25 protein-coding genes are annotated in these 26,831 nt (G+C 66.9%); 15 read left to right on the plus strand and 10 right to left on the minus strand.

The window, feature by feature from the left end; translation table 11 throughout:
• Positions 1-15: 15 nt before the first annotated feature.
• Complete coding sequence (locus EAE28_RS22215; protein WP_127110434.1) at positions 16-600, minus strand: TetR/AcrR family transcriptional regulator; 585 nt, start codon at positions 598-600, stop codon at positions 16-18.
• 90 nt (positions 601-690) lie between these two features.
• Between EAE28_RS22215 and EAE28_RS22220 the strand changes: the two genes are divergently transcribed.
• The 8 genes from EAE28_RS22220 to EAE28_RS22255 all read left to right on the plus strand — a co-directional run bounded on the left by EAE28_RS22220 (position 691) and on the right by EAE28_RS22255 (position 9,660).
• Positions 691-1,551 carry a beta-keto acid cleavage family enzyme gene (locus tag EAE28_RS22220; protein WP_127110437.1) on the plus strand — a complete coding sequence of 287 codons (861 nt, stop codon included), beginning with the start codon at positions 691-693 and terminating at the stop codon, positions 1,549-1,551.
• Between the two features lie 115 nt (positions 1,552-1,666).
• Entirely contained in the window at positions 1,667-3,271 is a 1,605-nt protein-coding gene (locus tag EAE28_RS22225; protein ID WP_127110439.1) for an acyl-CoA carboxylase subunit beta, read from the plus strand.
• The gene (locus tag EAE28_RS22230) at positions 3,268-5,145 is read left to right on the plus strand and encodes an ATP-binding protein (RefSeq protein WP_127110441.1); all 1,878 of its coding nucleotides are present in this window, start codon (positions 3,268-3,270) and stop codon (positions 5,143-5,145) included. Before EAE28_RS22225 ends, EAE28_RS22230 begins: the two co-directional genes overlap by 4 nt.
• The gene (locus EAE28_RS22235; RefSeq protein ID WP_127110443.1) at positions 5,142-5,768 is read left to right on the plus strand and encodes a glutathione S-transferase family protein; all 627 of its coding nucleotides are present in this window, start codon (positions 5,142-5,144) and stop codon (positions 5,766-5,768) included. Before EAE28_RS22230 ends, EAE28_RS22235 begins: the two co-directional genes overlap by 4 nt.
• 3 nt (positions 5,769-5,771) lie before the next feature.
• Positions 5,772-6,956 (plus strand): acyl-CoA dehydrogenase family protein, encoded by a 1,185-nt coding sequence (locus tag EAE28_RS22240; protein WP_127110445.1) that lies wholly within the window; start codon positions 5,772-5,774, stop codon positions 6,954-6,956.
• Between the two features lie 208 nt (positions 6,957-7,164).
• Positions 7,165-7,620, plus strand: coding sequence for an RrF2 family transcriptional regulator (locus EAE28_RS22245; RefSeq protein WP_127110447.1), 456 nt, complete (start codon positions 7,165-7,167; stop codon positions 7,618-7,620).
• Between the two features lie 4 nt (positions 7,621-7,624).
• Positions 7,625-8,512, plus strand: a complete 888-nt coding sequence (locus tag EAE28_RS22250; protein WP_127110449.1) for an NAD(P)/FAD-dependent oxidoreductase — start codon at positions 7,625-7,627, stop codon at positions 8,510-8,512.
• A gap of 218 nt (positions 8,513-8,730) precedes the next feature.
• Positions 8,731-9,660 carry a class I fructose-bisphosphate aldolase gene (locus EAE28_RS22255; protein ID WP_127110451.1) on the plus strand — a complete coding sequence of 310 codons (930 nt, stop codon included), beginning with the start codon at positions 8,731-8,733 and terminating at the stop codon, positions 9,658-9,660.
• 239 nt (positions 9,661-9,899) lie between these two features.
• On the opposite strand, the gene EAE28_RS22260 is transcribed toward EAE28_RS22255, so the two are convergent.
• The gene (locus EAE28_RS22260) at positions 9,900-11,276 is read right to left on the minus strand and encodes an FAD-binding oxidoreductase (RefSeq protein ID WP_127110453.1); all 1,377 of its coding nucleotides are present in this window, start codon (positions 11,274-11,276) and stop codon (positions 9,900-9,902) included.
• A 150-nt stretch (positions 11,277-11,426) separates the two neighbouring features.
• On the opposite strand from EAE28_RS22260, the gene EAE28_RS22265 reads away from it, so the two are divergent.
• Both EAE28_RS22265 and EAE28_RS22270 read left to right on the plus strand, forming a co-directional pair.
• Positions 11,427-13,091 carry a chloride channel protein gene (locus EAE28_RS22265; RefSeq protein WP_127110455.1) on the plus strand — a complete coding sequence of 555 codons (1,665 nt, stop codon included), beginning with the start codon at positions 11,427-11,429 and terminating at the stop codon, positions 13,089-13,091.
• A 115-nt stretch (positions 13,092-13,206) separates the two neighbouring features.
• Positions 13,207-14,346, plus strand: coding sequence for a hypothetical protein (locus tag EAE28_RS22270; RefSeq protein ID WP_127110457.1), 1,140 nt, complete (start codon positions 13,207-13,209; stop codon positions 14,344-14,346).
• Positions 14,347-14,353: 7 nt separating this feature from the next.
• Here the strand turns inward: EAE28_RS22270 and EAE28_RS22275 are convergent, their stop codons facing one another.
• The 3 genes from EAE28_RS22275 to EAE28_RS23925 are packed head-to-tail and all read right to left on the minus strand — an operon-like array spanning position 14,354 to position 17,045.
• Positions 14,354-15,289 (minus strand): site-specific tyrosine recombinase XerD, encoded by a 936-nt coding sequence (locus EAE28_RS22275; RefSeq protein ID WP_127110459.1) that lies wholly within the window; start codon positions 15,287-15,289, stop codon positions 14,354-14,356.
• Positions 15,289-16,875 carry a hypothetical protein gene (locus EAE28_RS22280; RefSeq protein ID WP_127110461.1) on the minus strand — a complete coding sequence of 529 codons (1,587 nt, stop codon included), beginning with the start codon at positions 16,873-16,875 and terminating at the stop codon, positions 15,289-15,291. Before EAE28_RS22280 ends, EAE28_RS22275 begins: the two co-directional genes overlap by 1 nt.
• A gap of 5 nt (positions 16,876-16,880) precedes the next feature.
• Entirely contained in the window at positions 16,881-17,045 is a 165-nt protein-coding gene (locus EAE28_RS23925; protein ID WP_164736748.1) for a hypothetical protein, read from the minus strand.
• Between the two features lie 139 nt (positions 17,046-17,184).
• On the opposite strand from EAE28_RS23925, the gene EAE28_RS22285 reads away from it, so the two are divergent.
• Together EAE28_RS22285 and aroB are read left to right on the plus strand one after the other, a co-directional pair.
• Positions 17,185-17,745 (plus strand): shikimate kinase, encoded by a 561-nt coding sequence (locus EAE28_RS22285; protein ID WP_127110463.1) that lies wholly within the window; start codon positions 17,185-17,187, stop codon positions 17,743-17,745.
• Positions 17,742-18,863: a 3-dehydroquinate synthase gene (aroB, locus tag EAE28_RS22290; protein WP_181954512.1), complete on the plus strand. Its 1,122-nt coding sequence runs from the start codon at positions 17,742-17,744 to the stop codon at positions 18,861-18,863. Before EAE28_RS22285 ends, aroB begins: the two co-directional genes overlap by 4 nt.
• Positions 18,864-18,994: 131 nt before the next feature.
• Here the strand turns inward: aroB and EAE28_RS22295 are convergent, their stop codons facing one another.
• The gene (locus tag EAE28_RS22295) at positions 18,995-19,885 is read right to left on the minus strand and encodes a DMT family transporter (protein WP_127110465.1); all 891 of its coding nucleotides are present in this window, start codon (positions 19,883-19,885) and stop codon (positions 18,995-18,997) included.
• 132 nt (positions 19,886-20,017) lie between these two features.
• Here EAE28_RS22295 and EAE28_RS22300 point away from each other — a divergent pair, with 132 nt between their 5' ends.
• The 3 genes from EAE28_RS22300 to EAE28_RS23930 all read left to right on the plus strand — a co-directional run bounded on the left by EAE28_RS22300 (position 20,018) and on the right by EAE28_RS23930 (position 22,918).
• Positions 20,018-20,884, plus strand: coding sequence for a DMT family transporter (locus tag EAE28_RS22300; RefSeq protein ID WP_127110467.1), 867 nt, complete (start codon positions 20,018-20,020; stop codon positions 20,882-20,884).
• A gap of 105 nt (positions 20,885-20,989) precedes the next feature.
• The gene (gene eno, locus EAE28_RS22305) at positions 20,990-22,267 is read left to right on the plus strand and encodes a phosphopyruvate hydratase (RefSeq protein WP_127110469.1); all 1,278 of its coding nucleotides are present in this window, start codon (positions 20,990-20,992) and stop codon (positions 22,265-22,267) included.
• Positions 22,268-22,771: 504 nt separating this feature from the next.
• Positions 22,772-22,918 (plus strand): hypothetical protein, encoded by a 147-nt coding sequence (locus EAE28_RS23930; protein ID WP_164736749.1) that lies wholly within the window; start codon positions 22,772-22,774, stop codon positions 22,916-22,918.
• Positions 22,919-22,935: 17 nt separating this feature from the next.
• Here the strand turns inward: EAE28_RS23930 and EAE28_RS22315 are convergent, their stop codons facing one another.
• From EAE28_RS22315 to EAE28_RS22330, 4 genes are all read right to left on the minus strand, one after another.
• Entirely contained in the window at positions 22,936-23,418 is a 483-nt protein-coding gene (locus EAE28_RS22315) for a GNAT family N-acetyltransferase (protein WP_127110473.1), read from the minus strand.
• A 176-nt stretch (positions 23,419-23,594) separates the two neighbouring features.
• Positions 23,595-24,899 (minus strand): NAD-dependent dihydropyrimidine dehydrogenase subunit PreA, encoded by a 1,305-nt coding sequence (preA, locus tag EAE28_RS22320; protein ID WP_127110475.1) that lies wholly within the window; start codon positions 24,897-24,899, stop codon positions 23,595-23,597.
• Between the two features lies 1 nt (position 24,900).
• Positions 24,901-25,377, minus strand: a complete 477-nt coding sequence (locus tag EAE28_RS22325) for a GFA family protein (RefSeq protein ID WP_127110477.1) — start codon at positions 25,375-25,377, stop codon at positions 24,901-24,903.
• Entirely contained in the window at positions 25,374-26,705 is a 1,332-nt protein-coding gene (locus tag EAE28_RS22330; RefSeq protein WP_127110479.1) for an NAD(P)-dependent oxidoreductase, read from the minus strand. The genes EAE28_RS22325 and EAE28_RS22330 overlap by 4 nt, the downstream gene beginning before the upstream one ends.
• Between the last annotated feature and the right edge of the window lie 126 nt (positions 26,706-26,831).

Consider the following 26,831-nt stretch of genomic DNA (forward strand, 5'->3'; position numbering starts at 1 on the left):
GCGGCGCGGGCCCCGTCAGCGCAAGGGGGGCAGGACGAGGGTCAGCGCCTGATCGGTCAGCGCCTCAAGGTCCAGCGCGCCGCCCGGCTTGTACCAGAAACTTGTCCAGGCGAGCGCCCCGTGCAGGAACTGCCGCAGCATCGTGGGGTCCAGTGTCGTGAGACCCGCAGTCTGCGCGTCGGTCAGCACCTGCTGCCATAGCGCGAAATAGGCGCTGCGCCCGTCCAGCAGCACGGCACGCCGCGCCTCGGACAGCGCGCGCCATTCGTGGAACAGAACCCCCGTGGCATCGGCGGCAGGGCCGTGCAGGTAGCGCAGCTCGACGCTGATCAGCGCGCGCAGGCGGGTTTGCGGGTCGCTCGCGCTGGCCAGTTCGGCGCGCAGGGCGTCGTGCATGGCGCTGATGACGCGTTCCATGACGGCAAAGAGCATGTCCTCCTTGCTTTTGACATGGTGGAACAAGCTGCCCGACAGGATGCCGACCTCGGCCCCGATCTCGCGCACGGTGGTGGCGGCAAACCCCTGGCGGTGAAACAGCCGCGCGGCGGCAGAGAGCAGCCGGTCACGGGGTTTTTCGGGATCGAAGAGGGGCGGGGTCATGGAACGTGTCTACGCCGTGACGTGGCGGAAAACAACCAAGCGCTTGCTTGTTTTTGCGGGCTTGTTAGGCTGGGACGCAGGGAGAGGCCCATGACAGACACCGCCATCATCACCTGCGCGCTGACCGGCGTGCTGACCGACCCGCGCCAACACCCGGTGCCGGTGACGCCCGAGGAATTGGCCGCCTCGGCGCACGAGGCCTGGGACGCAGGCGCGGTCTGCATGCATGTCCATTTCCGCCAGCAGGGCGCGGGGCGCGGGCATCTGCCCAGCTGGGACCCCGCGCTGGCGGTCGAAGTGGCCGAGGCGATCCGCGCGGCCTGTCCCGGTGTCATTCTGAACTTCACCACCGGCATCGTCGGGCGCGACCAGTCCGGGCCGATTGCCTGCCTGCGTGCCGGGCGGCCCGAGATCGCGGCCTGCAACGCGGGCTCGCTGAATTATCTCAAGACGCGCTCGGGCGGGCAGTGGGCATGGCCGCCGATGTTGTTCGACAACCCGGTCGACAAGGTTGCCGAGATCGTCGGCGTGATGGACGAGACGGGGACAAAGCCGGAATTCGAGTGCTTCGATACCGGGATCGTGCGCTCGGTCGCGATGTTCGCCGAGGTCGGCATCGTGGAACGCCCGCAGGTGAATTTCGTGATGGGCGTGTCGTCGGGCATGCCCGCCGACCCGGATCTGTTGCCGCTCTTGCTGAAATACCGTCCCGAGGGCTGCCCGTGGCAAACCACTGTGATCGGCCGGGCCGAAGTCTGGGATCTGCACCGCCGCGCGGCGGAACTGGGCGGGCATTTGCGCACGGGGCTGGAGGATACATTCTATCTGCCGGACGGCTCGCGCGCCTCGGGCAATGGCGCGCTGGTCGCGGCGCTGGCGCGGGTGGCGCGCGCGGCGGGACGGTCGGTGGCCAGCGCAGCCGAGGCGCGGGCGCTCTGGGGGATCGGGTGAGCGGGTGGCGCACCTCGGGGGCATCGAGCCCCCTCGGCCCGCGCGGGGGTTCCACCCCCACCGGCGCGATGCGCCGCCCCTGGGAGTATTTTCGACAAGATGATGGGAGCGCAGGGTGCAGGGGCTGACATCGGAACTTGACGCGGCGGGGCCGGGGTTCGCGGCGAATGCAGCGGCGATGGAGGCGGCATGGGCGCCGGTGCTGGCGGTGCGCGAGGCCGTCGAAGAGGCAGCTGAGGCCGTGCGCGGGCGCTATGCCAAGCGCGGGATGTTGCTGCCGCGCGAGCGTCTGGCGCTGCTGCTGGACCCGGGCGCGCCCTGGCTGGAGCTGTGTCCTTTCGCCGGCTGGAAGCGCTATGGCGACAAGGACGGCACCGGGGCAGGGGCGGGCGCGATTGCCGGGATCGGGCGGGTGGCCGGGCGGTCCTGCGTGGTCGTCGTCGACAACTTCGCGGTCAAGGGCGGGACAGTGACGCCGGACGGGTTGGCGAAAAAGCTGCGCCTGCAAGAGATCGCGCGCGAGAACCGGCTGCCGCTGGTCAGTCTGAGCCAGTCGGGCGGTGCCAATCTGCAATACGCGCATGAGGTGTTCATCCCCGGCGGGCGCGGCTTTGCCAATCAGGCGCGGCTCTCGGCGCTGGGCATTCCGCAGGTGACGGTGGTGCATGGCTCGGCCACGGCGGGGGGCGCGTATCAGCCGGGGCTGTCGGATTACGTCATCCTCGTGCGCGGGCAGGCGACGATGTATCTGGCCGGGCCGCCCTTGCTGAAGGCGGCGACCGGCGAGGTGGCGACGGATGAGGAGCTTGGCGGGGCCGAGATGCACACGCAGGTCTCGGGTGTCGGCGATTATCTGGCCGAGGATGACGCCGACGGCATCCGGCTGGCGCGCGAGGTGATCAACGCACTGCCTTGGCCTGCGGATGGCGCGGCGGCGGCGGGCGTCGCGCCACTGTATCCGGCGTCCGAGCTGATGGGGATTGTGCCCGCCGACGCCAAGCAGCCCTATGACTGCCGCGAAATCTTGGCTCGGCTGGTGGATGGCTCGGGCTTTCTGGACTTCAAGCCCGAGTACGACGCGGCCACCGTCTGCGGTCATGCCCGCATCGAAGGCCACGCCCTCGGCATCATCGCCAACAACGGCCCGATCACCGCGCAAGGCGCGGCGAAGGCCGGGCAGTTCATCCAGCTGTGCGATCAGGCCGGGGTGCCGCTGCTGTTTGTGCACAACACCACCGGCTTTCTGGTGGGGACCGAGCCCGAGCGCGCCGGGATCATCAAGCATGGATCGAAACTCATTCAGGCGGTGGCCAATGCACGGGTGCCCAAGCTGAGCCTTGTGGTCGGCGGCAGCTATGGCGCGGGGAATTATGCGATGTGCGGGCGCGGCTTCGATCCGCGCTTCATCTTCGCGTGGCCCAACGCGCGCACCTCGGTCATGGGGCCGGCGCAGGCGGGGCAGGTAATGCGCATCGTCACCGAAGCCGCGATGACGCGGGCGGGTGCGGTGGACGCGGCCAAACTGGACGCGCTGGAGCAGGGCACGGCTGCGATGCTGGCCGAAGCGACGACGGCGCTGGCCTCGTCGGCGCGGCTGGAGGATGACGGCATCATCGACCCGCGCCAGACCCGCGACATTCTGGGGCTGGTGCTGGGGCTGATCGCCTCCGAGGGCGCGCGCGTGACGCGGCCCAATACCTTCGGGGTGGCGCGGCTATGAGGATCCTGATTGCCAACCGGGGCGAGATCGCCCTGCGCGTGATGCGCTCGGCCCGGGCGCTGGGCTATGGCTGCGTCGCGGTTCATGGCCCCGGCGAGGCAGGCGCGCCGCATGTGCTTGCCGCCGATCTGGCGGTTGAGGTGCCGGGCTATCTGGACGGGGCCGCGATCATCGCGGCGGCTGTCGCGACCGGGGCAGGCATGGTGCATCCGGGCTATGGCTTCCTGTCGGAAAATGCCGGTTTCGCAAGGGCTTGCGCCGAGGCAGGGCTGGTGTTCATCGGCCCCTCGCCTGAGGCCATCGCGCTGATGGGCGACAAGGGCAGGGCCAAGGCGGCGGCGCTCGCAGCGGGGGTGCCCTGCCTGCCGGGGGCAACCGGAGACCTGCTGGAGGCGGGCCAGCGCATCGGCGTGCCGCTGATGGTCAAGGCGGCGCTGGGCGGCGGCGGCAAGGGGATGCGGCTGGTGCGCGCTCTGGCCGCGCTGCCCGAGGCGCTGACCCGCGCCGCGTCCGAGGCCGAGAAGAGTTTCGGCGACGGGGCGCTGATCGTCGAGAAAGCACTGCTCGCGCCGCGCCATATCGAGGTGCAGGTGTTTGGCGACAGCCATGGCAACGTTGTCCATCTGGGCGAGCGCGATTGCTCGATCCAGCGACGGCATCAGAAGGTGGTCGAGGAAGCGCCATCGCCCGCCGTCGACAACGCCTTGCGCGAACAGATGGGCACGGCGGCGGTCAGTCTGGCACAGGCCTGTGGCTATCAGGGCGCAGGGACGGTCGAATTCCTGCTAGAGGACGGCGCGTTCTATTTCCTTGAGATGAACACCCGCCTGCAGGTCGAACACCCGGTGACCGAGGCTGTTACAGGACTCGATCTGGTCGACTGGCAGATCCGCGTCGCGCGCGGCGAGCCGCTGCCGCTGACGCAGGACCAGATCACCCTGAGCGGCCATGCCATCGAGGTCCGCCTCTACGCCGAAGACCCCGCCAACGGCTTCCTGCCGCAGACCGGGCGCGTTCTGCGCTGGGCACCCGACCCGGCGCTGCGCAGCGACGATGCGCTGGCCGAGGGCGTAGAGGTGGGCGCGGGCTTCGACCCGATGCTGGCCAAGCTGATCGCCCACGGCCCTGATCGGGACACGGCGCGCCAACGGCTAATTGAGGGCCTCAACCGCACCGAACTGCTGGGCCTGCGCACCAACAAACCCTTCCTTGGCCGCGTTCTGGCGCACCCGGTCTTCGCCCAAGGCGACGCGACCACCGCCTTTCTTGAGCGCGACTTTGCCACCGACCCCGCGCTCACCCAAACCCCGCCAGACCCCGCCTTGCTGGCGCTCGCCGTGCTCCTCCTCGCCGGTGCCCCCGCGCCGCGCTTCGGCTTCACCACCGGCCCGCGCCCGACCCTGACCCGCCGCTTTGACACGGGCGTGGGCACCGCCAGCGTAACCCTCACGCTGGACGGCCCCAGCGCCCACATCCCTGACGGCCCCAGTGTCACGCTCGACAGCCTCACCCCGACCCACGCCCGCGCCCGCTTGAACGGCATCGCCCATACTCTGCCCTATGCCCGCGACGGCGACACGCTCCATCTTGGCGACCTCACACTCACCGACATCACCCTTGCGCCCGCGCAATCCCGTGCCCAGCAGGGCGACGGGCGGATCCTCGCACCGATGGCGGGGACGGTGCTTGCCGTAGAGGTCGCGCTCGGTGACCGGGTGACACAGGGCCAGACCCTCGCCATTCAGGAGGCGATGAAGATGGAGCACCCGCTCCGCGCGCCCTTCGCAGGCCGCGTCACCAGCCTCACTCTGACCAAAGGCGCGCAGGTCCGCGCGCGCCAACCCCTGATAACCCTCGACCCGGAGTCCCCATGATCGAGCTATGGCATAGCAAAGGCGCACGCTCTTTCCGCCCTCTGTGGACGCTGGAAGAACTGGGCGTGCCTTATCAGCTGCACATGCTGGGCTTCCCGCCCCGCGCCACGAACCCCGAATTTCTGGGGATCAACCCGTTGGGCACGGTGCCCTACATGACCGACGGCGACACCCAGATGACGGAATCGAGCGGCATCACCCATTACCTGTCGCGCCGCTATGGCGAAGGGTCTCTCGCCGTCGCCCCCGATGAGAAGGCCTATGGCGACTGGCTCAACTGGCTCTACCACTCGGACGCCACGCTGACCTTCCCGCAAACGCTGGTCCTGCGCTATGGCCGGTTCGAGGCCGGTGAGCGCCGCCAGCCACAGGTCGTCGACGACTACACGCAATGGTTCCTCTCGCGGCTCAAGCTGGTCAACGCGCGGGTCGAGCAGGCCGATTTCCTCTGCGCCGACCGCTTCACCGCCGCCGACATCGCCGTGGGCTATGCGCTCTACCTTGGCGAGCTGATCGGCATCTGCCAGCACTACAAACCCCAGACGCAGGCCTATCTCGACCGGCTCAAGGCGCGCCCCGCCTTCCAGCGTGCCGAGGCCCCCGGCCAGATCAGCGCGGTATAAATCATGCAGTTCACCCCCACGCCCGAGCAGCAAGCCCTCTACGACGCCGCCTTTCGTTACGCCGAGGCCAGGCTGCACCCGCTTTTCGCCCGCATGGATGACGAGGACTGGTTCCCCGACCAGCTGATCGCGCAACTCGGCGCAGACGGCTATTGCGGCCTGACCGCGCCCGAAAGCCTCGGCGGCGCGGGCATGGATCTGATGTCAGCGGGCATGGTGGCCGAGGCCTTCGGCTACTGGAACACCAACGCCGCCTTCATCTGGGGGCCGCATGAAAATCTGTGCCTGAACAACATCCTGCGCAATGGCACGCCCGAGCAGATCGCCCGATTTGCGCCTGACCTGATCGCCGGGCGCAAGATCGGCGCGCTGGGGCTGACCGAGCCGGGGGCGGGGTCCGATGCGCTGGGCTCGATGGCGCTGAAGGCGGTGCGCGATGGCGATGACTATGTGCTGACCGGGCGCAAGATGTTCATCTCGAACGGGCCGGTGGCCGATCTGGTCCTGACCTACGCCAAGACGGCACCCGAACGCGGGGCCAAGGGCATCTCTGCCTTTGTCGTCGACACCGCCACGCCGGGCTTCTCTGTCGCCCAGACGTTAACCAAGATGGGCTGGCGCGGCTGCCCCACCGGCGAGCTGGTCTTCGAGGGTGTGCGCGTCCCGGCGGCGAACCTGCTGGGGGCCGAGAACGCCGGGGTCGGCGTCGTCATGTCCGGCCTCGACATCGAACGCGCCTTTCTCGGCCTGCCCTATATCGGCGCGGCCCAGCGCTGCCTCGACCTCTCGCTCGATTACGCGGCCACCCGCCGGCAGTTCGGCAAACCGATTGGCAGCTTCCAGATGATCCAGTCGCATCTGGCCGAGATGGCCACCCTGATCGACGCCGCCCGCCTCTATGCCTACCGCGCCCTCTCGGCCTGCGACGCGCTGGCGCGTGGCGAAGGGGGCAGGGGAGAGATCCACCGCCTCTGCGCGGGATCGGTGCTGTTTGGTGCCGATATGATCGCGCAGGTCACCGACCGGGCGGTGCAGATCCACGGCGGCTCAGGCTTCGTGTGGGAGACCGAAGTCAACCGCCACTACCGCAACGCCCGCATCGCAAGCCTGGGCGGTGGCACCACCGAAGTGCGCAAACTGATCATCGCCGAAGAACTCTTCCGCGCCCGCGGCCTGCGCCTGGACTGAACAAAGCTCAATTTTCTGTCTGAAAATATCCTCAGGGGGTGAGGCCCGGCACGGGCCGAGGGGGCAGAATGCCCCCTGCGCCGCCGGAACGGCGGCGCGTCGGTCGCCCAAGACCTGCGCGCCGCAAGGCGTGCCGGGCGCGGGCGAAACACCGCCCGGTCCCACCCCGATCTTGACGATCAGGCCGAATCGTAATAAATGAAGTTACATGAAACGCGACAGCCGCCTCTCCTCCGTTCTGCATGCGCTCTTGCACATGGCCGAACACGACCAGCCGATGACCTCGGAAACCCTCGCCCAGTGCATGACCACCAACCCGGTCGTCGTGCGCCGCACCATGGGGCTGCTGCGCGAGGCCGGGATCGTCGCCTCGGCGCGCGGTCCCTCGGGCGGCTGGACGATCACCGCAGACCTTGAAACCCTCACCCTGCGCGATCTGCACAACGCGCTGGGCGAACCTGCGGTCTTTGCCATCGGAAACCGCAATGAGACCCCCGACTGTCTCGTCGAGCAGGCCGTCAACGCCGCCCTGCACGATGCCTTCGCGCAGGCCGAAGCCCTGCTGCTCGACCATTTCGCGCAGATCACCCTCGCCACGCTGGCGCGCGACTTTGCGCGCCGTCACGCAGCCAGACGCCAAACGACACCCCACCCACAGGAGTAATCCCATGCCCGATGTCATCATCATCGGTGGCGGCTATGCCGGAATGGCCGCCGCCCTCCAACTGCTGCGCGCGCGCCGTGACGTCCTGATCATCGACGCAGGCCAGCGCCGCAACCGTTTCGCCAGCCATGCGCACGGCTTTCTGACGCAGGACGGCGAAGACCCCGCCGTCATCGCTGCCAGGGCCCGCGCCCAGATCGAGGCGTATCCCGATCTCGACTGGTACGAGGGTGAAGCGACCCGCATCGACGGCGAAAAGGGCAATTTTGTCGTCCTCCTGAGCGATGGGGCGGCTTTCAGCGCCAGCAGGGTGATCCTCGCGCTCGGGGTCAGTGACACGCTGCCCGAGATCCCGGGGCTTGCCGAGCGCTGGGGACAGTCGGTGTTCCACTGCCCCTATTGCCACGGGTACGAGCTGAATCGTGGCCGCATCGGCGTCATCGCCTCAGGGCCTGAGATCACCGGTCACGTCGGACTGTTTTCCGAATGGGGCGAGGTGACCCTATTGGTCAATGGCGCGTTCAGCATGAATGACGATCACACCGCCGCCATGCGCGGGTACGGTATCACCGTTGAGGAGACGCCGATTGCGGCCATCGAGGGCCAAGCCGAGGTCGTGCTGAGCGACAACCGGCGGCTCCAGCCCTTCGCCGGGCTTTTCGTGACCTCGCGCGCCGCCCCTGCCACCGGAATCGCACAGGCAGCAGAGCTGAGCTTGGCCGAAACCCCCATGGGTCAGCAGATCGACACCGACTCGCTCAAGGAAACCTCGCGGCCCGGAATCTACGCCTGTGGCGACGCCGCCCGCGTGCCGCATTCGTTGGCTCTGGCCATCGCCGACGGGTCATGGGCCGGGGCGACGGTGCATCGCTCGCTCGTCTTCGACCACTGACGAACCCCGGGCGGCGGGGGCATCGAACCCCCGCCGCCCGACGGCCCGCGAAGGCGGTCCGCGGCCCGGCCCCAGCGAAATCGCGCTGATTTGGCGCGGTTTTCCGGTTCTGGCGCAGAAAGTTCCGACTGTGGGCGCTAACGTCTCAACCGCGCCATTGTCGTGTCACTTTCCCCCGCGTATCCCTGTGCCCAGCAGTCAAACAAGAGGGACCCGCCATGCGCGCCACCAAGCTCGTTCAAAAGATCCTGGCCAACTACGAGGGCGAAACCCCCGGGGTGAAAGCCAACCTGTGCCGCATCCTGATGGAAGGCAAACTGGGCGGTACCGGCAAGCTGATCATCCTGCCGGTGGATCAGGGCTTCGAGCACGGGCCTGCCCGCTCCTTCGCGCCGAACCCGGCGGGCTATGACCCGCATTACCATTACCAGCTGGCCATCGACGCTGGTCTCTCGGCCTATGCCGCGCCGCTGGGCTCGCTGGAAGCCGGTGCCGACACCTTCGCCGGGCAGATCCCGACGATCCTGAAGGTGAACTCGTCGAACTCGCTGATGTCAGACACGGCGGGCAAGAACCAGGCGATCACCGCCTCGGTCGATGATGCGCTGCGTCTGGGCTGCTCGGCCATCGGCTTCACGATCTATCCGGGCTCGGACTGCGCGCTCGACATGTTCGAAGAGATCGTCGAAATGCGCAAAGAGGCCGCCGCCAAAGGCGTGGCCACCGTGATCTGGTCCTACCCGCGCGGTGAGGCGATCACCAAGGACGGCGAAACCGCCATCGACGTGGCCGCCTATGCCGCCCATATCGCGGCACTGCTGGGCGCGCATATCATCAAGATCAAGCTCTCGACCGACCACCTGATGCTGCCCGAAGCCAAGAAGGTCTACGAGAAGGAAGCCATTGACGTCGCAACGCAAGCCGCACGCGTCAAGCATTGCGTGCAATCCTCGTTCAATGGCCGCCGGATCATCGTCTTCTCGGGCGGCGCTGCCAAAGGCGCAGACGCTGTGTATGACGACGCCCGCGCGATCCGCGATGGCGGCGGCAACGGCTCGATCATCGGGCGCAACAGTTTCCAGCGCTCGCGCGAGGATGCGCTGTCGATGCTGAGCAAGCTGGTGGATATCTACAAAGGCAAAGCCTGACGCTTTCGCCAGCGTCAGCCAGAAAAAGGAGGGGGGCTGTCAGCCCCCCTCTTCGCTTTCAGCGAATTCACCCCCCGAGGATATTTGAAGAGCAAAGAAAGCGCGGTTAACCCTTCGTTAACGCCCCTCTTTGCTCCTTAAATATCCCGGGGGGCGGGCCGGAACGGCCCGGTGGGGGGCAGCGCCCCCCTCGCGGCGCGAGGGCCCTCGATGGGCCCGAGCGCCGCACCTCCCCTGTCTCAGTTCCCGGGCAGCAGCTTGCCCGGGTTCATCACGCCCTCGGGGTCCAGCGCAGATTTGATCGCGCCCATCACGTCCCAGGCGTCGCCATGTTCCGCGCGCATGTATTTCGTCTTGCCCAGCCCGATCCCATGCTCGCCCGACACTGTGCCACCCAGCCGCAGCGCGCGTTCGGCCATGTTGGCCGAGAGTTTCATCGCGGTTTCCCATTCACCCGCGTCGCCGGTTTTGGGCAGCAGCAGCGCGTGGAAGTTGCCGTCGCCGACATGCCCCACGATCGGCCCCGGCAGCCCCGAGGCGGCGATTTCTGCGGCGGTTTCCTCGACGGCTTCCGCCAGCCGTGAGATCGGCACGCAGATGTCCGTGGTGATCGCCGTGCAGCCCGGATAGGCCTGCAGTGTCGTGCGGTACGCATTGTGGCGCATCGCCCAGAGTGCGGTGCGCTCTTCAGGTTTGGCCGCCCAGCGGAACCCCTGCGCGCCAAAGTCCTCGGCAATTTCGGCGAAGCGTTCGGTTTGCTCGATCACGCCTGCCTCCGAGCCGTGGAACTCGACCATCAGATGCGGCGCATCCGGCCAGTCGGTGCCTGCGCCCTTGTTGAACGCCGCCGCGGCTGCCGTATCCACGAACTCGATCCGCGCCATCGGGATGCCCGACTGGATCGTCGCGATCACCGCATCCACCGCGCCCGCCATCGTGTCGAAGGCGCAGACCGCCGAGCGCGAAGCCTCGGGCTGACCGTGCAGCTTGAGCGTGATCTCGGTGATCAGCCCCAGCGTGCCCTCAGCCCCGACGAACAGCGCCGTCAGGTCATAGCCGGTCGAGGATTTCGGCGCGCGCGTGCCGGTGCGGATCACCCGACCGTCGGCCAGCACGACCTCAAGCCCCAGCACGTTCGAGCGCATCGTGCCGTAGCGCACGGCCGTCGTGCCCGATGCGCGGGTCGAGGCCATGCCACCGATCGAGGCATTCGCGCCCGGATCAATCGGAAAGAACAGCCCCGTCGCGCGCAGCTCGGTGTTCAGCGCTTCCCGCGTCACACCCGGCTGGACGCTGACCACCATATCCTCGGGCACGATGTCCAGCACCTTGGCCATGCGCGAGAAATCCACCGTCACCCCGCCGCGCGGCGCCAGCGCGTGCCCCTCCAGCGAGGTTCCGGCACCCCAGCCGATGATCGGCAGGCCCGCGCCGTGGCAGATCTTGACGATCTCGGCCACCTCGGCGGTGCTTTCGGGATAGGCCACGGCGTCGGGGGGCATTTGCTTGAAATGGCTTTCCGAGCGTCCGTGCAGGTCGCGGTCGGATTGCGAGCGGTTCAGGCGGTCGCCCAGCAGGTCGGTGAGCGCATCAAGCGCGGCGGCGGTGGTCGGCATCGGTTTCTCCTCAAACTGGCCCAAGCTTAGCGCGCGGCCGGGCGCGATGCCAGAGAGCCTGTCGCTTGTGCCAATACCCTGGTCTTCCTGTGCAAAGCCTTGCAACCGGGGGCAATCTGCGCTTTGCAAGACCCAAGCGAGGGACCGTCCATGAGCCGCACCAGCCACCGCCGCAAGATCCTGCGCCAGTTCAGTCTGGGCTTGCGCCGCGTGCGCCAGCACGGCCCTTCCGAGGCGCTGTTCTGGCTGATCGCGTTCTTTCTGGGCACGGCGGCGGGGCTGGCGGCGCTGTTGTTCCGGCTGGGCATCTCGACGCTGGAGACGCTGCTCTATAACGCGCAGGATCACGCCGTGCTGGCGTCGGCCTCGGTCATGCCGTGGTGGCAACTGGTGGCGATCCCGGCCACCGGAGGGCTGGTCGTCGGCCTGATCCTGCACCGTTTCACCCCCGATGGCCGGGTCCGCGCCGTGGCCGATGTGATCGAAGGTGCCGCGCTGCACCGGGGCAGGGTGGAGGTGCGCGAGGGGCTGGCCTCGGCGGTGGCGTCGATGATCACGCTGGGCTCGGGCGGCTCTGCGGGGCGCGAGGGGCCGGTGGTGCACCTTGCCGCCGTGATCTCGACCCGCATCGCCGACCGCATCCACGCCAATGGCATCACCGGGCGCGATCTGTTGGGCTGCGCGGTGGCGGCGGCGGTGTCCGCCTCGTTCAACGCGCCGATTGCCGGGGCGATTTTCGCCATGGAGGTGGTCCTGCGCCACTACGCGCTGCACGCCTTCGCGCCCATCGCGATTGCCTCGATCATGGGCACGCTGGTCAACCGGCTGGCCTTTGGCGATGTGGCCGAATTCACCCTGCCGATCCGCAACATGGTGGCGTTTTACTGGGAGATCCCGGCTTATCTGATCCTTGGCCTTGTCGCCGGTCTGGTTGCCGTCGCCCTGATGCGCACGATCTTCTTTGCCGAGACCTTCGCCAGCACGGTTCAGGCCCGCACCGGGATGCCGCGCTGGTTGCGCCCTGCCGTGGCGGGGGCGCTGGTCGGGATCATCGCGATCTTCGTGCCGCAGGTGATCGGCATCGGCTATGAAGTCACCACCCGCGCGCTGACCGGCGAGATGGCGCTGCGCGAGGTGATGTTCATCGCCGTCGCCAAGACCATCGCCGTCGCGATCACGCTGGGCGGGCGCATGGGCGGCGGGGTGTTTTCCCCCGCGCTGGTCATCGGCGCGCTGACCGGGCTGGCCTTTGGCCTGATCGCGACGCAGCTGATCCCGGCCTATTCCGGCAGCGCGACCACCTATGCATTGGCGGGGATGGGGGCGATCGCGGCGGCGGTTCTGGGCGCGCCGGTTTCGACAACGCTGATCGTGTTCGAGCTGACCGGCGACTGGCAGACCGCCATCGCCGTGCTGGCGGCGATCTCGACCGCCTCGGCCGTCGCCAGCCGCTTTGTGAAACGCTCGTTCTTTCTGGCGCAGCTGGCGCGGCGCGATGTGCGCATTGCGCAGGGACCGCAGGAGTATCTGCTGCAACTTGTGGGCATCGCGCATATCACCAAGCAGGAGGGCACCACCGGGGCGCTCAGCCCCGAGGCACTCGACAGCCTTCTGTCTCAAGGCCTGAGCATCGACGCCGAGTCGCGCCTCAAACCCGCGCTTCGCATCTTCGAGCGTACCGGCGCGCTGCATCTGGCCGTCACCCAGCACGGGCGCGACGGGGCGGTGCGGGTGGTCGGCAGTCTCAGCCATGTCGACGCGCTGCGCGCCTATACGCAAGCGCTGGCAGCGACGGCGGCGGAAGAGCATTCCTGACCGCACGGGGACGCCTGACTTGCCCGATAGGGACGGGTCTGGCAGGCTGAAGGCTTTCAAAAAGCCATGTTGGACCAGATCGATGAACAGATTTCACAGGCTCCTGCGCGGGGCCATGCTTGGTATTCTCACGGTTTCTCCGCAGGTTGGCACTGCACAGTCAGCACTTTGGGACTGGTCCGGGGCCGTTGACGAAACCCCCGCGACAGCCCCTTTGCGCGCGATGCTGGCGCAGGTTCCGGCGGCCTATCTGCTGCCATCGGGCGATCTGCTGGCCAGCCTTGGCTTTGGCGATTTAGACGCCGCACGCAGGGTGCTGGCGTCACTGGACAGCGATCTGCCTCTGGCCCTGCGCGCCGCCAACCGGGCGGCCCCGACCGCGCGGCTGACGATGGAGATGGGCGCCGAGACCGAAACCTGGATCAACGCGGTCGGTTTCAGCGTGGCCGATATTCACCAGATGGTGGTCCATGAGAACCGCACGGATGCGGCGAGCCTGATCGCGTTGTCACCCGACGCCGCTGCGAGGGTGCCTGACGCGCTTCTGGCCAGCGGCTACGAGCGGCAGGGATACATGAGCCTGCACGCCTATGCCGCGGGCGAGGATGGCACGCGTGATCGCGAGGCAGGGCGCAGCGGCGATCCGTTCCGTTCGTTCATCGGCCTGTCTGCGCGGGTGGATGTCGCGGGAACGCTGCTGCGCCATGGACGCACGTGGTCCAGCTTTTCGACACTGGCTTATGGTGCGCGGTCGCCCGCCGTCGCCGATCCCGTCGTGCGGGTGCAGCTTGATGCGCTGGACGGTCTGGACGCAGGCGCGCTGTTGCAGGCCACTTTCCACCCCGAAGCCGCGCCGCTGTTGCAAAGCGATCCGGTCGCCGCGCTGCGCGGAACCGACGCCGAGCGCGATGCAGGGGGCTGGCGTTCGCTGCTGCTGGCCGATTTCTCGACCGGCGCGGTATCGACCGGGGTGATGGTGCTGACCGCCGACTGGCCCGCCGATCTGGACCCCACGCCGCTGGCGGCGCTGATTACAGCGCGTTGGAACGGCACCGACATTGCCGGGCGCAGCGCCGCTGTGCAGCTGGGCGTCCCGGTTGAGGTCAACCTGTGGCAGACCGCCGACGGGTTGGTCGTGCTGCGCCTTGCCGCAACCGCGCCCACCGCGGTCGGCCAGCGCGGTGTCACAACAAACCCGGTCTTTGCGTTTTTCAGCCAGAGGCTGCGCATGCTGGACCTGAATTTCCTGCCCTGAATGCCGCTCAGCGCCGCGCCAGCGGGTGGTGATCCATCACCAGCTGTCGCAGGCGTTCATCCAGCACATGGGTGTAAATCTCGGTCGTGCCCAGATCGGCATGGCCCAGCAAGGTCTGGATCACCCGCAGATCGGCACCGCCCGCCAGCAGATGCGTCGCAAAAGCGTGGCGCAGAACGTGGGGGCTGACGCGCTCCGGGTCCAGCCCGGCGCGGGCTGCGACTTGTTTGACGATGGTATGAAAGCGCACGCGGCTCAAATGCCCCTCGGCCCCGCGCGCCGGGAACAGAAAGCGCGAGGGGGGCACCCCCTTTTTGCGCGCCAGATCCTCGTCCCGGTCCCGGTGCGCCAGCCAGATCGCCACCGCCGCGCGGGCCGGGTCAGACAGCGGCACCAGCCGGTCCTTGTTGCCCTTGCCGCGCACCATCAACATCTCGGGCGATCCGCGCAACGCCGCTTGCGGCAGCGTCACCAATTCGCTGACCCGCAGCCCGGTGGCATAGAGCAGCTCGAACAGACAGGCGTTGCGCGCGCGTTCGCCCGCGTCGCGACCATGGGCGCGCGCGGCGTCGAGCAGGCGTGAGACCTCGTCCTCGCTCAACGTGCCCGGCAGTTTCTGGCTGCGCCCCGGACCGTCGATGCGCAGCACCGGGTTGTCTGTGCGCCACCCTTCGTCATAGGCGAAACGGTAGTATTGCTTGAGCGATGACAGCCGCCGCGCGCGCGTGGCCCGCGACAGGCCCTCGGCATCGAGCGAGACCAGATACCCTTCGATCTGATCGCGCCCGGCGCTGTCCAGCGCGCTGCCATGCCCGGACAGCCACTCGGCCGCATGGGCCAGATCGCGCCCATAGGCCAGCAGCGTGTTGCGCGCAGCACCGTTTTCGGCGGCGATGGCCTCAAGAAACGTGGAAATCTGGCGGTTGTCGTCGCTCAGGGCCATCAGCCCCGGCGCTCCAGCAACAGGCTTTCCAGCGCCGTGCGCCGGGCGATGTCTTCCAGCCCCAGCGCGCGCAGGCCGCCAAGACCCTCTGCCAGCACGCGGGGATCGCCCGGTCCGCCCAGCTGCATCAGAATGCGCAGCATTTCTTCGCCCAGCCGCCCCTCTGCCAGCCGCTCGGCCATGCCATCGGGCAGCGGCGGCTCGGGCCCGAAGGCCTGCGTCACGGCGGCGGCCAGCTCGCCCGGCATCGCGCCCGCTTGCGCCGGGTCCAGACCGCGCGCCACGGCGGCAAGGAAGCGCTCCTCAGCATCTGCGCCCGCAGGCAGACCCAGCGCGACGGTCTCATAGGCTTCGGACAACAAGCCGATGCGGTAGGCAATCGCGCGCGCCTCGCCGGTCAGCCCGATCTGTCCCAGTGGCTGCGCATAGAGGCTGGCCATCGGCACCTCCAGCTCACCGGCCTGAATCTGCGGCCAGGCTTCGATCAGGGCAGCGCTTGTCGCTGCTGCATCCGCGTTGCGCAGGGCGGTATCGAGCCGCTGAACGACGCGCACCCGCTCCCAGATCCCGCCCGAAGCCGCCGCGCGGCGCTCGGTGTAAAGCCCCAGCAGCCGGTTGGGCGACAGCGCCCCGGCGCGCACCAGACGCTCGGCGGCTTCGATCTGCGCGCGCCAGCCTTGCGTGCCGCGCAGGTCAGCATGGGCGTACGAGACCGGTAGGCCGAGCGTCGGCAGCCCGTCGCCGACGGCCTCACGCAGACGCCAAGTCAGGGGATCGGGCGTGCCGGGGGGCGGCGGCAGCAGGGTCGAGGCCCCGGGCAACGTTTCATCGCCGTCAAGGAAATGTTGCAGCAATTCAGCCAGATAGGGCGCAACCCGGTTTTCTTCCGCTGCCGCATCCAGCAGCGCCGATGCTTCTTGCCATTGCCCGGCGCGGGCCATGCAGAAGATCAGCGCGGCGGCATCGCCCACGGGCGGCTCTTCGCGCAAGACGGGCTGGCAGGCGGTGTGTTCGTCACCCAGCAACAGGCCGATGTCAAAGCGGCGCAGCCGCAGCACAGGCGCATCCGAATCCAGCGTATCGAGCACCGCCGCCGCTTGGTCCAGCGCGCCGAATTCGATCAGCTTGTCGATGCGGGTCAGCAGGAAATCGGGCACCGGCGACGGCTCGGTGCCGGGCAGGGGGGCGTTGAACTCGGCCAGCAGCAGGCGCAGCGACAACTCGCGCAACGACGGCAGCATATCGGCGGGAAGATCGGCGATCAGATCCGACAGCGCCCGCGCCGGGGTCGTCCCCCACAGCGCGGCGGGCAAGCCGACCCGGGCGGCGGGATAAAGACCCACCGCTTCGGGACGCAGGGCATCCAGCGCGCGCACCGAAATGCCCGTGCTGCCGCCCACGCTGCTCGCCACGGGCGGGGTTATCGGATAGGCGCCGGGCATCTCGACCCCGCCGCGCGTCTGCAACCAGTCGATGGCGGACAAGGGGCCGGGATTTTGCGCCAGAACAGTGCCGGGAAGCATACCAAGGCCGAGCACCACACACACGGTGCGCAGCGAATCGGTGGAAAGGCGGCGCGCGACCATACGGGTCAACCCAGCTGCAAATTGACCGGCAAGCTGCGCGGCTCGGGGGGGCGACCAAGATCGCCGAAATAGGCAAAGGCAACAAAGCCAAGCCCACCCACCAGCACCAGAATCAGCACCAGCCTGAACAGGTAGCCAAAAAAACCGGGGCGGTCGTCATATCGGGGCATAGGGGGCTCGATCCTCACATCGGTCGGCAATCTGCTGCCGGTTGTTTGCAGATTTATAACTGGAACTCTGGGCAAGTTCACGCCATTCAGGGGGACAAAGCGAAAAATCGCCTGCATGTGAAGTGGGCCGGGTGTTTTGATGAAGCCGAGGTTGCACAAGACCGTCATGATGGTCGGGATGATGGGGGCGGGAAAATCCGCCGTGGGCAAGGAATTGGCCCATGTGCTGGGTGTGCCCTTCGTTGATTCGGACGCCGAGATCGAGCGTGCCGCCAATGCCACGATCGCGGAAATCTTTTCGCGCGACGGCGAGGCGTTCTTTCGCGACAAGGAAGCCCGCGTCATCGCCCGCCTGATCGAGGGCGAGCCGTGTGTCCTTTCGGTCGGCGGCGGGGCGTTCCTGCGCGCCGATACGCGTGAGAAAGTGTCGGAACTGGGCGTGTCGGTCTGGCTGAAGGCCGATCTCGACACGCTCTGGAGCCGGGTCAAACGCAAGGACACGCGGCCCTTGCTGCGCACGCCCAACCCACGACAGACGCTTGCCGATCTGATGAGCGCGCGCGAGCCGTCTTATGCACAGGCGGATCTGATCGTCGCCACGACGGCAGACTATGCCATTGAAACCACGGCCCTGAAGGTTGTCGAGGCGCTGGCCGAGCGTCCCGATGTGCTCGAAAAGCTTGAAAGTCCCCCCGCATGACCACCGCCCCGATCGAAGATGTCGCCGTCAATCTGGGCGCGCGCTCGTACACCGTGCGCGTCGGACGCGGGCTGATCGCACGCGCCGGGGCCGAGATTGCCCCGCTGTTGCGCCGCCCGCGTGTGGCCGTGGTCACCGAAGAAACCGTCGCCGCGTGTCAGCTGGACCGTCTGCGGGCCGGGCTTTCGGCCTACGGCATCACCTGCGAGGTTCTTATCCTGCCCGCCGGTGAAGGCACCAAGAGCTGGCCGTATCTGCAACAGACGGTGGAATGGCTGCTGGAGCAAAAGGTCGAGCGGGGGGACATCGTCATCGCGCTGGGCGGCGGGGTGATCGGCGATCTGGTCGGCTTCGCCGCCGCCGTGCTGCGCCGGGGCGTGCGCTTTGTGCAGATCCCGACCTCGCTGCTGGCGCAGGTGGACAGCTCGGTCGGCGGCAAGACCGGCATCAACTCGCCGCGCGGCAAGAACTTGATCGGGGCGTTCCACCAGCCGTCGCTGGTGCTGGCCGATATTGATGCGCTCGACAGCCTGCCGGGTCGGGATTTTCTGGCAGGCTATGGCGAGGTGGTGAAATACGGGCTGTTGGGCGACGCCGGGTTCTTTGACTGGCTCGACACCAACGCGCCCGCGATGGCCGCCGGGGACAAGGTGCTGCGCCAGCAGGCGGTGCGCCACGCGGTGCGGATGAAGGCCGATATCGTCGAGCGCGACGAGACCGAACAGGGCGACCGCGCGCTGCTCAATCTGGGCCACACGTTCGGCCATGCGCTGGAAGCGGCGACCGGCTTCTCGGACCGGCTCTTGCACGGCGAGGGTGTGGCGATCGGCTGCCTTCTGGCCTTCGATCTGTCGGCGCGACTGGGTCTGTGTTCGCAAGAGGCGCCCGAGCGGGTGGCCGAGCATCTGGCCCGCATGGGCATGAAGCGGCGGCTGTCGGATATTCCGGGCGATCTGCCGGGCCGCGACGCGTTGATCGCGCTGATGGGGCAGGACAAGAAGGTGCAGGACGGCACCATGCGCTTCATTCTGGCGCGCGGGATTGGCGAGAGTTTCGTCACCGCCGATGTGCCAAAGGCGGCGCTGGAGGCGCTGTTGGACGAGGCGCTGTCTCTCTAGCTGCCGGGGGCTGCCGCCGCGGGTTTACTGTTAGTGCGGGGGGCTGCCGCCCCCCGGGCCCCCTGCTTCAAGGGGGACGCACGCGCCCCCCTTGAAAATCCCCCCGTGGATATTTGCTGACAGAAAATGGCTCAGGCGCGGCGGCGGTTGATCAGCATCAGGCCGGCGATCAGCAGGGCGATGGCGATGGGGGTGGTGGCCGCGACGGGCTCGTCGAGGACCAGCCAGCCCAGCAACGCGCTCAGCGCCGGGGTCAGGAAGCTGAAGCTGGCCAGCGTCGAGGCCTGATAGCGGCCCAGCAGCCAGAACCAGGTGACAAAGCCGACGCAGACCACGCCGAGCGCCTGCACCACCAGCATGATCGCCTGAAAGCCGTCGAAATCGCGCACCAACGGGCCGCCATAGAGCGGTGCAAGCGCGCAGAGCAGGACCGCCGAGACGACGGTTTGCCACAGGATCTGCGTTTCGGCCGGGGTGTTGCCCAAGGCGGTCTTGCGCGACACCACCACGATGGCCGCCCAGGAAACGCCCGCGAAGATCGCCGCCAGATCGCCGCCGATGCTGCCGTCACCCAGCCCGCCGGCGCGTCCTGCAAGCGTCAGCACGACGCCCGAGAACCCCAGCGCGAAGCCCAGGGCGCGCGGTCCGGTCAGCCGCTCACCCGGGAACAGGAAATGCGCCGCCAGCGCCAACCAGATCGGCATGGCGTAAAACAGCGATGAGGCGCGCACGACGCTGGTGTTGTCGAGCGCAATGAACAGCAGCATGAACTCGGCGCTGAACAAAAACCCCATCATCAGCCCGGCGCGCCACAGGTCCAGCCGCACAGGGATCTTGCGCCACGCCATCCACAGCGCCAGCGCGCCCGTGCCGATGACCGAGCGCACCCCGGCAAAGAACACCGGCTGCAACCCTTCGTTGCCCAGCTTGATCATGAGATTATTGGCGCCGAACAGCAGCGCCAGACCGAGCATAAGCCAGAACCCGGTCAGATCGAGCGGGCGGCGCGGGGCAGGGGACATAGGGGATCTTGAACCTGTGAAATGAGTGTGCGAGTGAACCTCTGGCGGCGGTCGGGGTCAACCCCTGTTTGGCGCGCCTTCCGGTAGGGTGTTGCGCCCGCTTTGTGACCGGGACAATCAAGGAGTGTGGCGATGAGCAGCGTGCGTGGTCCGATCCTGATGGTGGCCGCTATGGCAGGCTTCGCCATCGAAGACGCCTTCATCAAAACCCTTGCACTGCGCATCCCGGCCGGTGAAATCGCCATCGCTCTGGGGCTGATCGGCGGGCTGGTGTTCGGCCTGATGGTTCGGCGCGAGGGCGGCCGGCTGATGAACCTGCGCGCCCTCAAAGGCGCGGTACTGTGGCGCAACCTGTTCGAGACCGGCGCCGTGATGACCATGGTGCTCGGCGTGGCGATTGTGCCGCTCAGCGTCGTATCATCGATCCTGCAGGCCGTGCCGCTGACCGTGACGCTGGGCGCGGCGCTTTTCCTGGGCGAATCCGTCGGTTGGCGGCGCTGGAGCGCGATCCTTGTCGGCTTTGTCGGCGTGCTGATGATCGTGCGCCCGGGCATGGCAGGGTTCGACGTGCTCGTCCTGATCCCGCTGCTGGCCGTCGTCTTTCTGACCGGGCGCGATCTGGTCACGCCCTCGGTGCCGCGCGACATCTCTACCTTCAAGATCTCGGGCTGGGGGTTTCTGACCGGCGTGCCCGGCGGTCTGATGTTGCTGGCCATCACCGGCGACGCGCCGGTCATGCCCAATGCGCTGGAAGCCGTGCTCATGCTCGGCACCGCCGTCAGTGGCATTCTGGCCTATGCCGCCCTGGTGCTGGCGACCCGCGCGGGCAATCTGGGCGCGACGACGCCGTTTCGCTATGCGCGTCTGGTCTTCGCCATGATCATCGGTGTGACCCTGTTTGGCGAGCGGCCCGATGCAATGACGCTGGCGGGGGCAGGGCTGATCGTGGTGGCCGGGTTCTACACGCTGATGCGCAATCTGCGCCTGCGTGAGCGTTAAGCGGCGACACAGGCGCTAACGGTGGCGATAACGCGCGCGGGCGGGCCTTTCAACGCCGGGTCCCGCGCAGTATAGAAGCGCCAAACAGCCAACATGAGGGGCGCCATGACCACCATCCTTGATATCATCGGCCGCGAAATCCTCGACAGCCGGGGCAACCCGACGGTCGAAGTCGACGTCATCCTCGAAGACGGCACGATGGGCCGTGCCGCTGTGCCCTCGGGCGCCTCGACCGGCGCGCATGAGGCCGTCGAGCTGCGTGATGGCGACAAGGCGCGCTACATGGGCAAGGGCGTGCTGAACGCCGTCGCCGCGGTGAACGGCGAGATCGCCGAACTGCTCATTGGTGCCGATGTGACCGAACAGGTCGCCATCGACCGCGCCATGATCGAGCTGGACGGCACCGAGAACAAGTCGCGGCTGGGTGCCAACGCTATTCTGGGCGTCTCGCTCGCCGTGGCGAAAGCCGCCGCCGAGGCCACCGGACAGCTGCTGTATCGCTATGTCGGGGGCACGTCGGCCCGCGTGTTGCCCGTGCCGATGATGAACATCATCAACGGCGGCGAGCATGCCGATAACCCCATCGACATTCAGGAATTCATGATCATGCCGGTCAGCGCGGGCAACATCCGCGACGCCGTGCGCATGGGGTCGGAAGTGTTCCACACGCTGAAAAAAGAGCTGACCGCGCAAGGCCTGTCCACCGGCCTTGGCGACGAGGGTGGGTTTGCGCCCAACCTCAGCTCGACCACGGCAGCGCTGGATCTGATCCTGAGCAGCATCGAAAAAGCGGGCTACAAACCCGGTGAAGACATTTACCTCGCGCTCGACTGTGCCTCCACCGAATACTACCGCGATGGTAAATACGAGATGAAGGGCGAAGGCCTGAGCCTGACCTCGGCCGAGAACGCCGACTACCTGGCCAAGCTGTGCGAAGATTACCCGATCATCTCGATCGAAGACGGCATGGCCGAGGATGACTGGGAGGGGTGGAAAATCCTGACCGAGCGTCTGGGTGACAAGATCCAGCTGGTGGGCGATGATCTTTTTGTCACCAATCCCAAGCGCTTGGCCAAGGGCATCAAGGACGGCGTCGCCAACTCGATGCTGGTCAAGGTCAACCAGATCGGCACCCTGACCGAGACGCTGCAGGCCGTCGATATGGCCCATCGCGCGCGCTATACCAACGTCATGTCGCACCGCTCGGGCGAGACCGAGGACGCTACGATTGCCGATCTCGCCGTCGCCACGAACTGCGGTCAGATCAAGACAGGTTCGCTGGCGCGCTCGGACCGGTTGGCCAAGTATAACCAGTTGATCCGTATCGAGGAAATGCTGGGTGAAGTGGCGGAATACGCCGGGCGTTCGATCCTCAAGGGCTGAGGGTTCAGGCGCAGTCAGATCAGGCGCGATCCTTCGGGGTCGCGCCTTTTTGCTGCGCTGGGGGGGGCGGGCAGAGCTGTCGCATTCGCTTGCGCATCCCGAAAGCGCGGGAGTTTCTTTCGTTAAAATTTGAGAGGTTAAGAGACCCTTAAGGGTGCAAGTATAGAGTGAGGGCATCGACACGCATCGAGGTTTGCCATGACCACTGTTCTGTCCCCTCTCGCGCCCAGCAGCGCCCCGGCCCGTGACCTGCCCCTGACCGGGCAACCGCAGGGCCACCGCGCAGTTGCGCGCGCTACCACGGTGGAAACGGCACGCGCGCCAGCGCCCGTGGACAGCCGTGCCCCGGCTGAATCCCCGCGGAACCAAACCGCGCGCGAGCGCCCGGTGGGGCCACCGCCGGCTTTTGAAATCAACGTGTTGCAGGATATTCGCACCCGGCTCGCCGAGCCAGTCAGAGAGGCACCGCCTGCCCAATCCGCTTTTCCTCCGCCAGGTGACGAAGTGGACGAACCTGAGGGGGAAGCCGACACGGCCACCGTCATGGATGACACCGAAGAAGCGCCAGAAGCAGCAGCACCAGAACCACCCGTCATCCGCGCACCGGCAACCCTCAGCGAAGAGCCGCATCAACTGGACAAGAAAGTCTGACGGTCACAACACCGGGTTTACGCCGATTCGCGGACCGATTTGGCAGGGCGCTGCAAGAAAATGTTCAGGTCAGAGCGTCCGGCCTCGATAAACCCGTGCCGGGTATACAGGCTGCCAACCGGGCTCCAACGTAGATATTCCAGCCGAACAGGCACATCCATCTCGTCGGCTATGCTCAGACAGTGCTCCAGAACCCGTGCCCCGATGCCGTGGCGTTGGTGTTCCGGCTGCAGATAAAACTCGCCAAACCGCACATAACTGACCTGCGACTGCATCGACACCGTGCCGATACGCTCTCCCTTCAACGTGATGGCAAAGAACGGTTTTTCAGCGAAATGCTCGGCGTGGATCTGACGCTGATGTGCCTCGTCCCAGTCCCATTTCTTGATGATATGCGGCTCCATCGCCGCCCGTTTCACCGCAAAGGCAAAATCGCGGTTTGCCTGCGTCGGGTCGAGTCGCGGAAAGGTCAGGTCGGGGGCGAGATCAGGAATGAACATGATGACACTCTAAATCCAAGTTAATCCCGTTGTCACCGGGTCTTTCGCCGGTGTTGCCGGTTCCATGTCAGCCATGCAACCCGCACCGCGCACCGACGAAAGCCTGAACCCCAAGATCGGCAAAAAAAGGACCGGCGCGAAGGGGATACGCGCCGGTCTTCATGTCGCAAACCGGCTTATTCAGCCGCCGGAACCATCGGGTTGTTGGGATGCTGCGTCCAGTTGCCCGGCTCGGCCGACACCACCTTGCCGGTACGCTCGTCCATCTTGCCCGGCGCGACGCGCTCCATGGTGATGCAATCCTCAACCGGGCAGACGTTAACGCACAGGTTGCACGCCACGCATTCCGCATCATTGACCTCGAACACCCGGTCCGGCTTTTGCCAGATCGCCTGATGGCTGGTATCTTCGCAGGCCGCAAAGCACCGCCCGCAGCCGATACATTTCTCGGCGTCGATCTTCGCTTTGGTCACGAAATTCAGGTTCAGATACTGCCAGTCGGTCACATTCGGCACCGCACGACCCACCACCTGCTCAACCTCGGTGAACCCTTTGCGGTCCATCCACAGGCTCAGCCCTGCCGTCATTTCCTTAATGATGCCAAAGCCATAGGTCATCGCCGCCGTGCAGACCTGCACATTCCCGGCCCCCAGCGACAGGAATTCCGCAGCATCGCGCCATGTCGTGATCCCGCCAATCCCGCTGATCGGCAGGTCCGCCGTGTCCGCCGACCGCGCAATCTCGGCGACCATGTTCAGCGCGATCGGCTTGACCGCCGGGCCGCAATAGCCCCCATGTGTGCCTTTGCCGTCGATCGCCGGTTCCGGGCAGAAGTCATCCAGATCGACCGAGGTGATCGAGTTGATCGTGTTGATCAGGCTGACCGCATCCGCGCCGCCCTTCTTGGCCGCCAGCGCGGGTTTGCGCACATCGGTGATGTTCGGCGTCAGCTTCACGATCACCGGCATCCGCGTGTTCTGCTTGCACCAGCGGGTGATCATCTCGATCAGATCGGGGTTCTGCCCCACCGCCGCGCCCATGCCGCGCTCGGACATGCCGTGCGGGCAGCCGCAGTTCAGCTCGATCCCGTCCGCGCCGGTTTCCTCGACTAAAGGCAGGATCGCTTTCCACGCCTCCTCGACGCAGGGCACCATCAGCGAGGCGATCAGCGCGCGATCCGGGTAGTCCCGTTTCACCGCCTTCATCTCGCGCAGGTTCACCTCCAGCGGCCGGTCGGTGATCAGCTCGATGTTGTTGAGGCCCAGAAGCCGCCGGTCCGCCCCCCAGATTGCGCCATAGCGCGGGCCGTTAACGTTGACGACGGGCGGGCCGGCCTCGCCCAGAGTCTTCCAGACCACGCCGCCCCAGCCCGCTTCAAAGGCGCGGCGCACGTTGTATTCCTTGTCCGTCGGCGGGGCCGAGGCCAGCCAGAACGGGTTGGTGGATTTGATCCCGGCGAAAGTAGAGGTCAGGTTTGCCATCTCAGCGCTCCTCTGACGCGATCAGCGTCGCGTAGTCCCCGAGCAACGCCGGAAAGGCGTCCATGGGGGGAAAGGTTTCGTATGTGTGCGGGGCAGGGGTTTCGACCCAGGCCAGCTTCTCCGAGGTGTAGGTCTCGATGAAGGGCACAAAGCCTGAAGCTTCGTCCAGCATGGTCGCGCGCAGGTTCAGGAACGCGTCGACGCCCTCGATGCGGGTGAACACCCAGCTCAGGCACTCCGGGCAATGGTTGTGCACCAGCCCGGGTTTTTTGGTCCCGCCGCGCACAGGGGTGCCCTCGGTCACCTCAAATCCCGTTACCGGGACCATCAGCGTTGTCGAAAATGCCCCGCCGGACATTCTCTGACAGCCGGTGCAATGGCACACCGCGCTCATGATCGGCTGGGCTGTGACGCGGAACCGCAGCGCCCCGCACCGGCAGCCGCCCTCGGCGGGCAGGGCGTAGGGTTTGGCGCTCATGTCAGCGCCCGGTGAATATCCAGCGCCGCGTCGCGCCCCTGCGCCACGGCAGTGACCGTCAGATCCTCACCGCCTGCCGCGCAATCGCCGCCCGCCCAGATCCCGCTGACCGAGGTCCGGCCCGCCGCATCAACGGCGATCTTGCCGCCCTCCAGCGTCAGGCCTTCGGGCGCTCCGGCCAATGTCTGACCAATCGCCTTGAACACCTGATCGGCGGGCAGGGTGAAGGTCTCGCCGGTCTTTTCCAGCCCCGTCGCCCCGCTGCGGGTATAGGCAAACTCGACCGCCTGGGCCTTGCCCGCGCCGGTCACTGCCACCGGCATCGCGTTTGTCAGGATCGTCACGCCCTCGGTCGAGGCATGGTCCAACTCGTAATCCGAGGCCGACATCGCCCCGCGGTCACGCCGGTAGACCATCGTCACATGCTCGGCGCCCAAGAGCCGCGATTGCACCGCCGCATCGACCGCCGTCATCCCGCCGCCGATCACCACCACATGGCGGCCGATGGGAAGCGCGCTCAGATCGTCACACTGGCGCAGTTCGGCGATGAAATCGACCGCGTCGCGCACCCCGTCCAGATCCTCACCCGGCGCGCGCAGCGCGTTCACGCCCGCCAACCCCATGCCCAGAAACACCGCGTCATGGCTTTCCTGCAGCTCGGCCAGCGACACGTCGCGGCCCAGAGCACTGCCGGTCACGATGGAAATCCCGCCGATCCGCAGCAGCCAGTCAACCTCTTCCTGCGCAATGTCATTCGCGGCCTTATAGCTGGCAATGCCGTATTCATTCAGCCCGCCGGGCTTGGCATGCGCATCGTGGATCACCACCTCATGCCCCAGCATCGCCAAACGGTGCGCACAGGCCAGCCCTGCCGGACCCGCGCCCACCACGGCCACGCGCTTGCCGGTCGGGGCCGCGCGCTCGAACGGATGCTCGTTCGATGCCAGCAACCCGTCCGTGGCATAGCGCTGCAAACGGCCGATCTCGACCGGATTGCCCTCGGCCACCTCGCGCACGCAGGACCCTTCGCACAGCGTCTCGGTCGGGCAGACCCGCGCGCACATCGCGCCCAGAATGTTCTGCCCCAGAATGGTCCGCGCCGCCGCTTCGGGCATGCCGGTGGCGATCTGGCGGATGAACAGGGGGATGTCGATTGCCGTCGGACAGGCCGTCACACAGGGGGCATCATGGCAGAAATAACACCGATCCGCCGCCACCCGCGCCTCATGCGGGTCCAGATCGGGATAGATGTCATCGAAATGCGCCGCCAGCGTCTGGCTGTCCAGACGCGCGGCGACGATGCCGTCGGTCTGAGGGGAGTGGGTCACGGGCTACCTCCGGGTTGGCTTGTGCTTGTTTTCTCCCAGACTGCCACGGTTCAAAATTTTATCAACTGATAAAAAACGTAGCCTGCAAAATAAGGCCCCCTTGCCCAACAATTCGCCAGACTGACC

This window comes from Pararhodobacter zhoushanensis (assembly GCF_003990445.1).
Taxonomy (GTDB): Bacteria; Pseudomonadota; Alphaproteobacteria; order Rhodobacterales; family Rhodobacteraceae; genus Pararhodobacter; species Pararhodobacter zhoushanensis.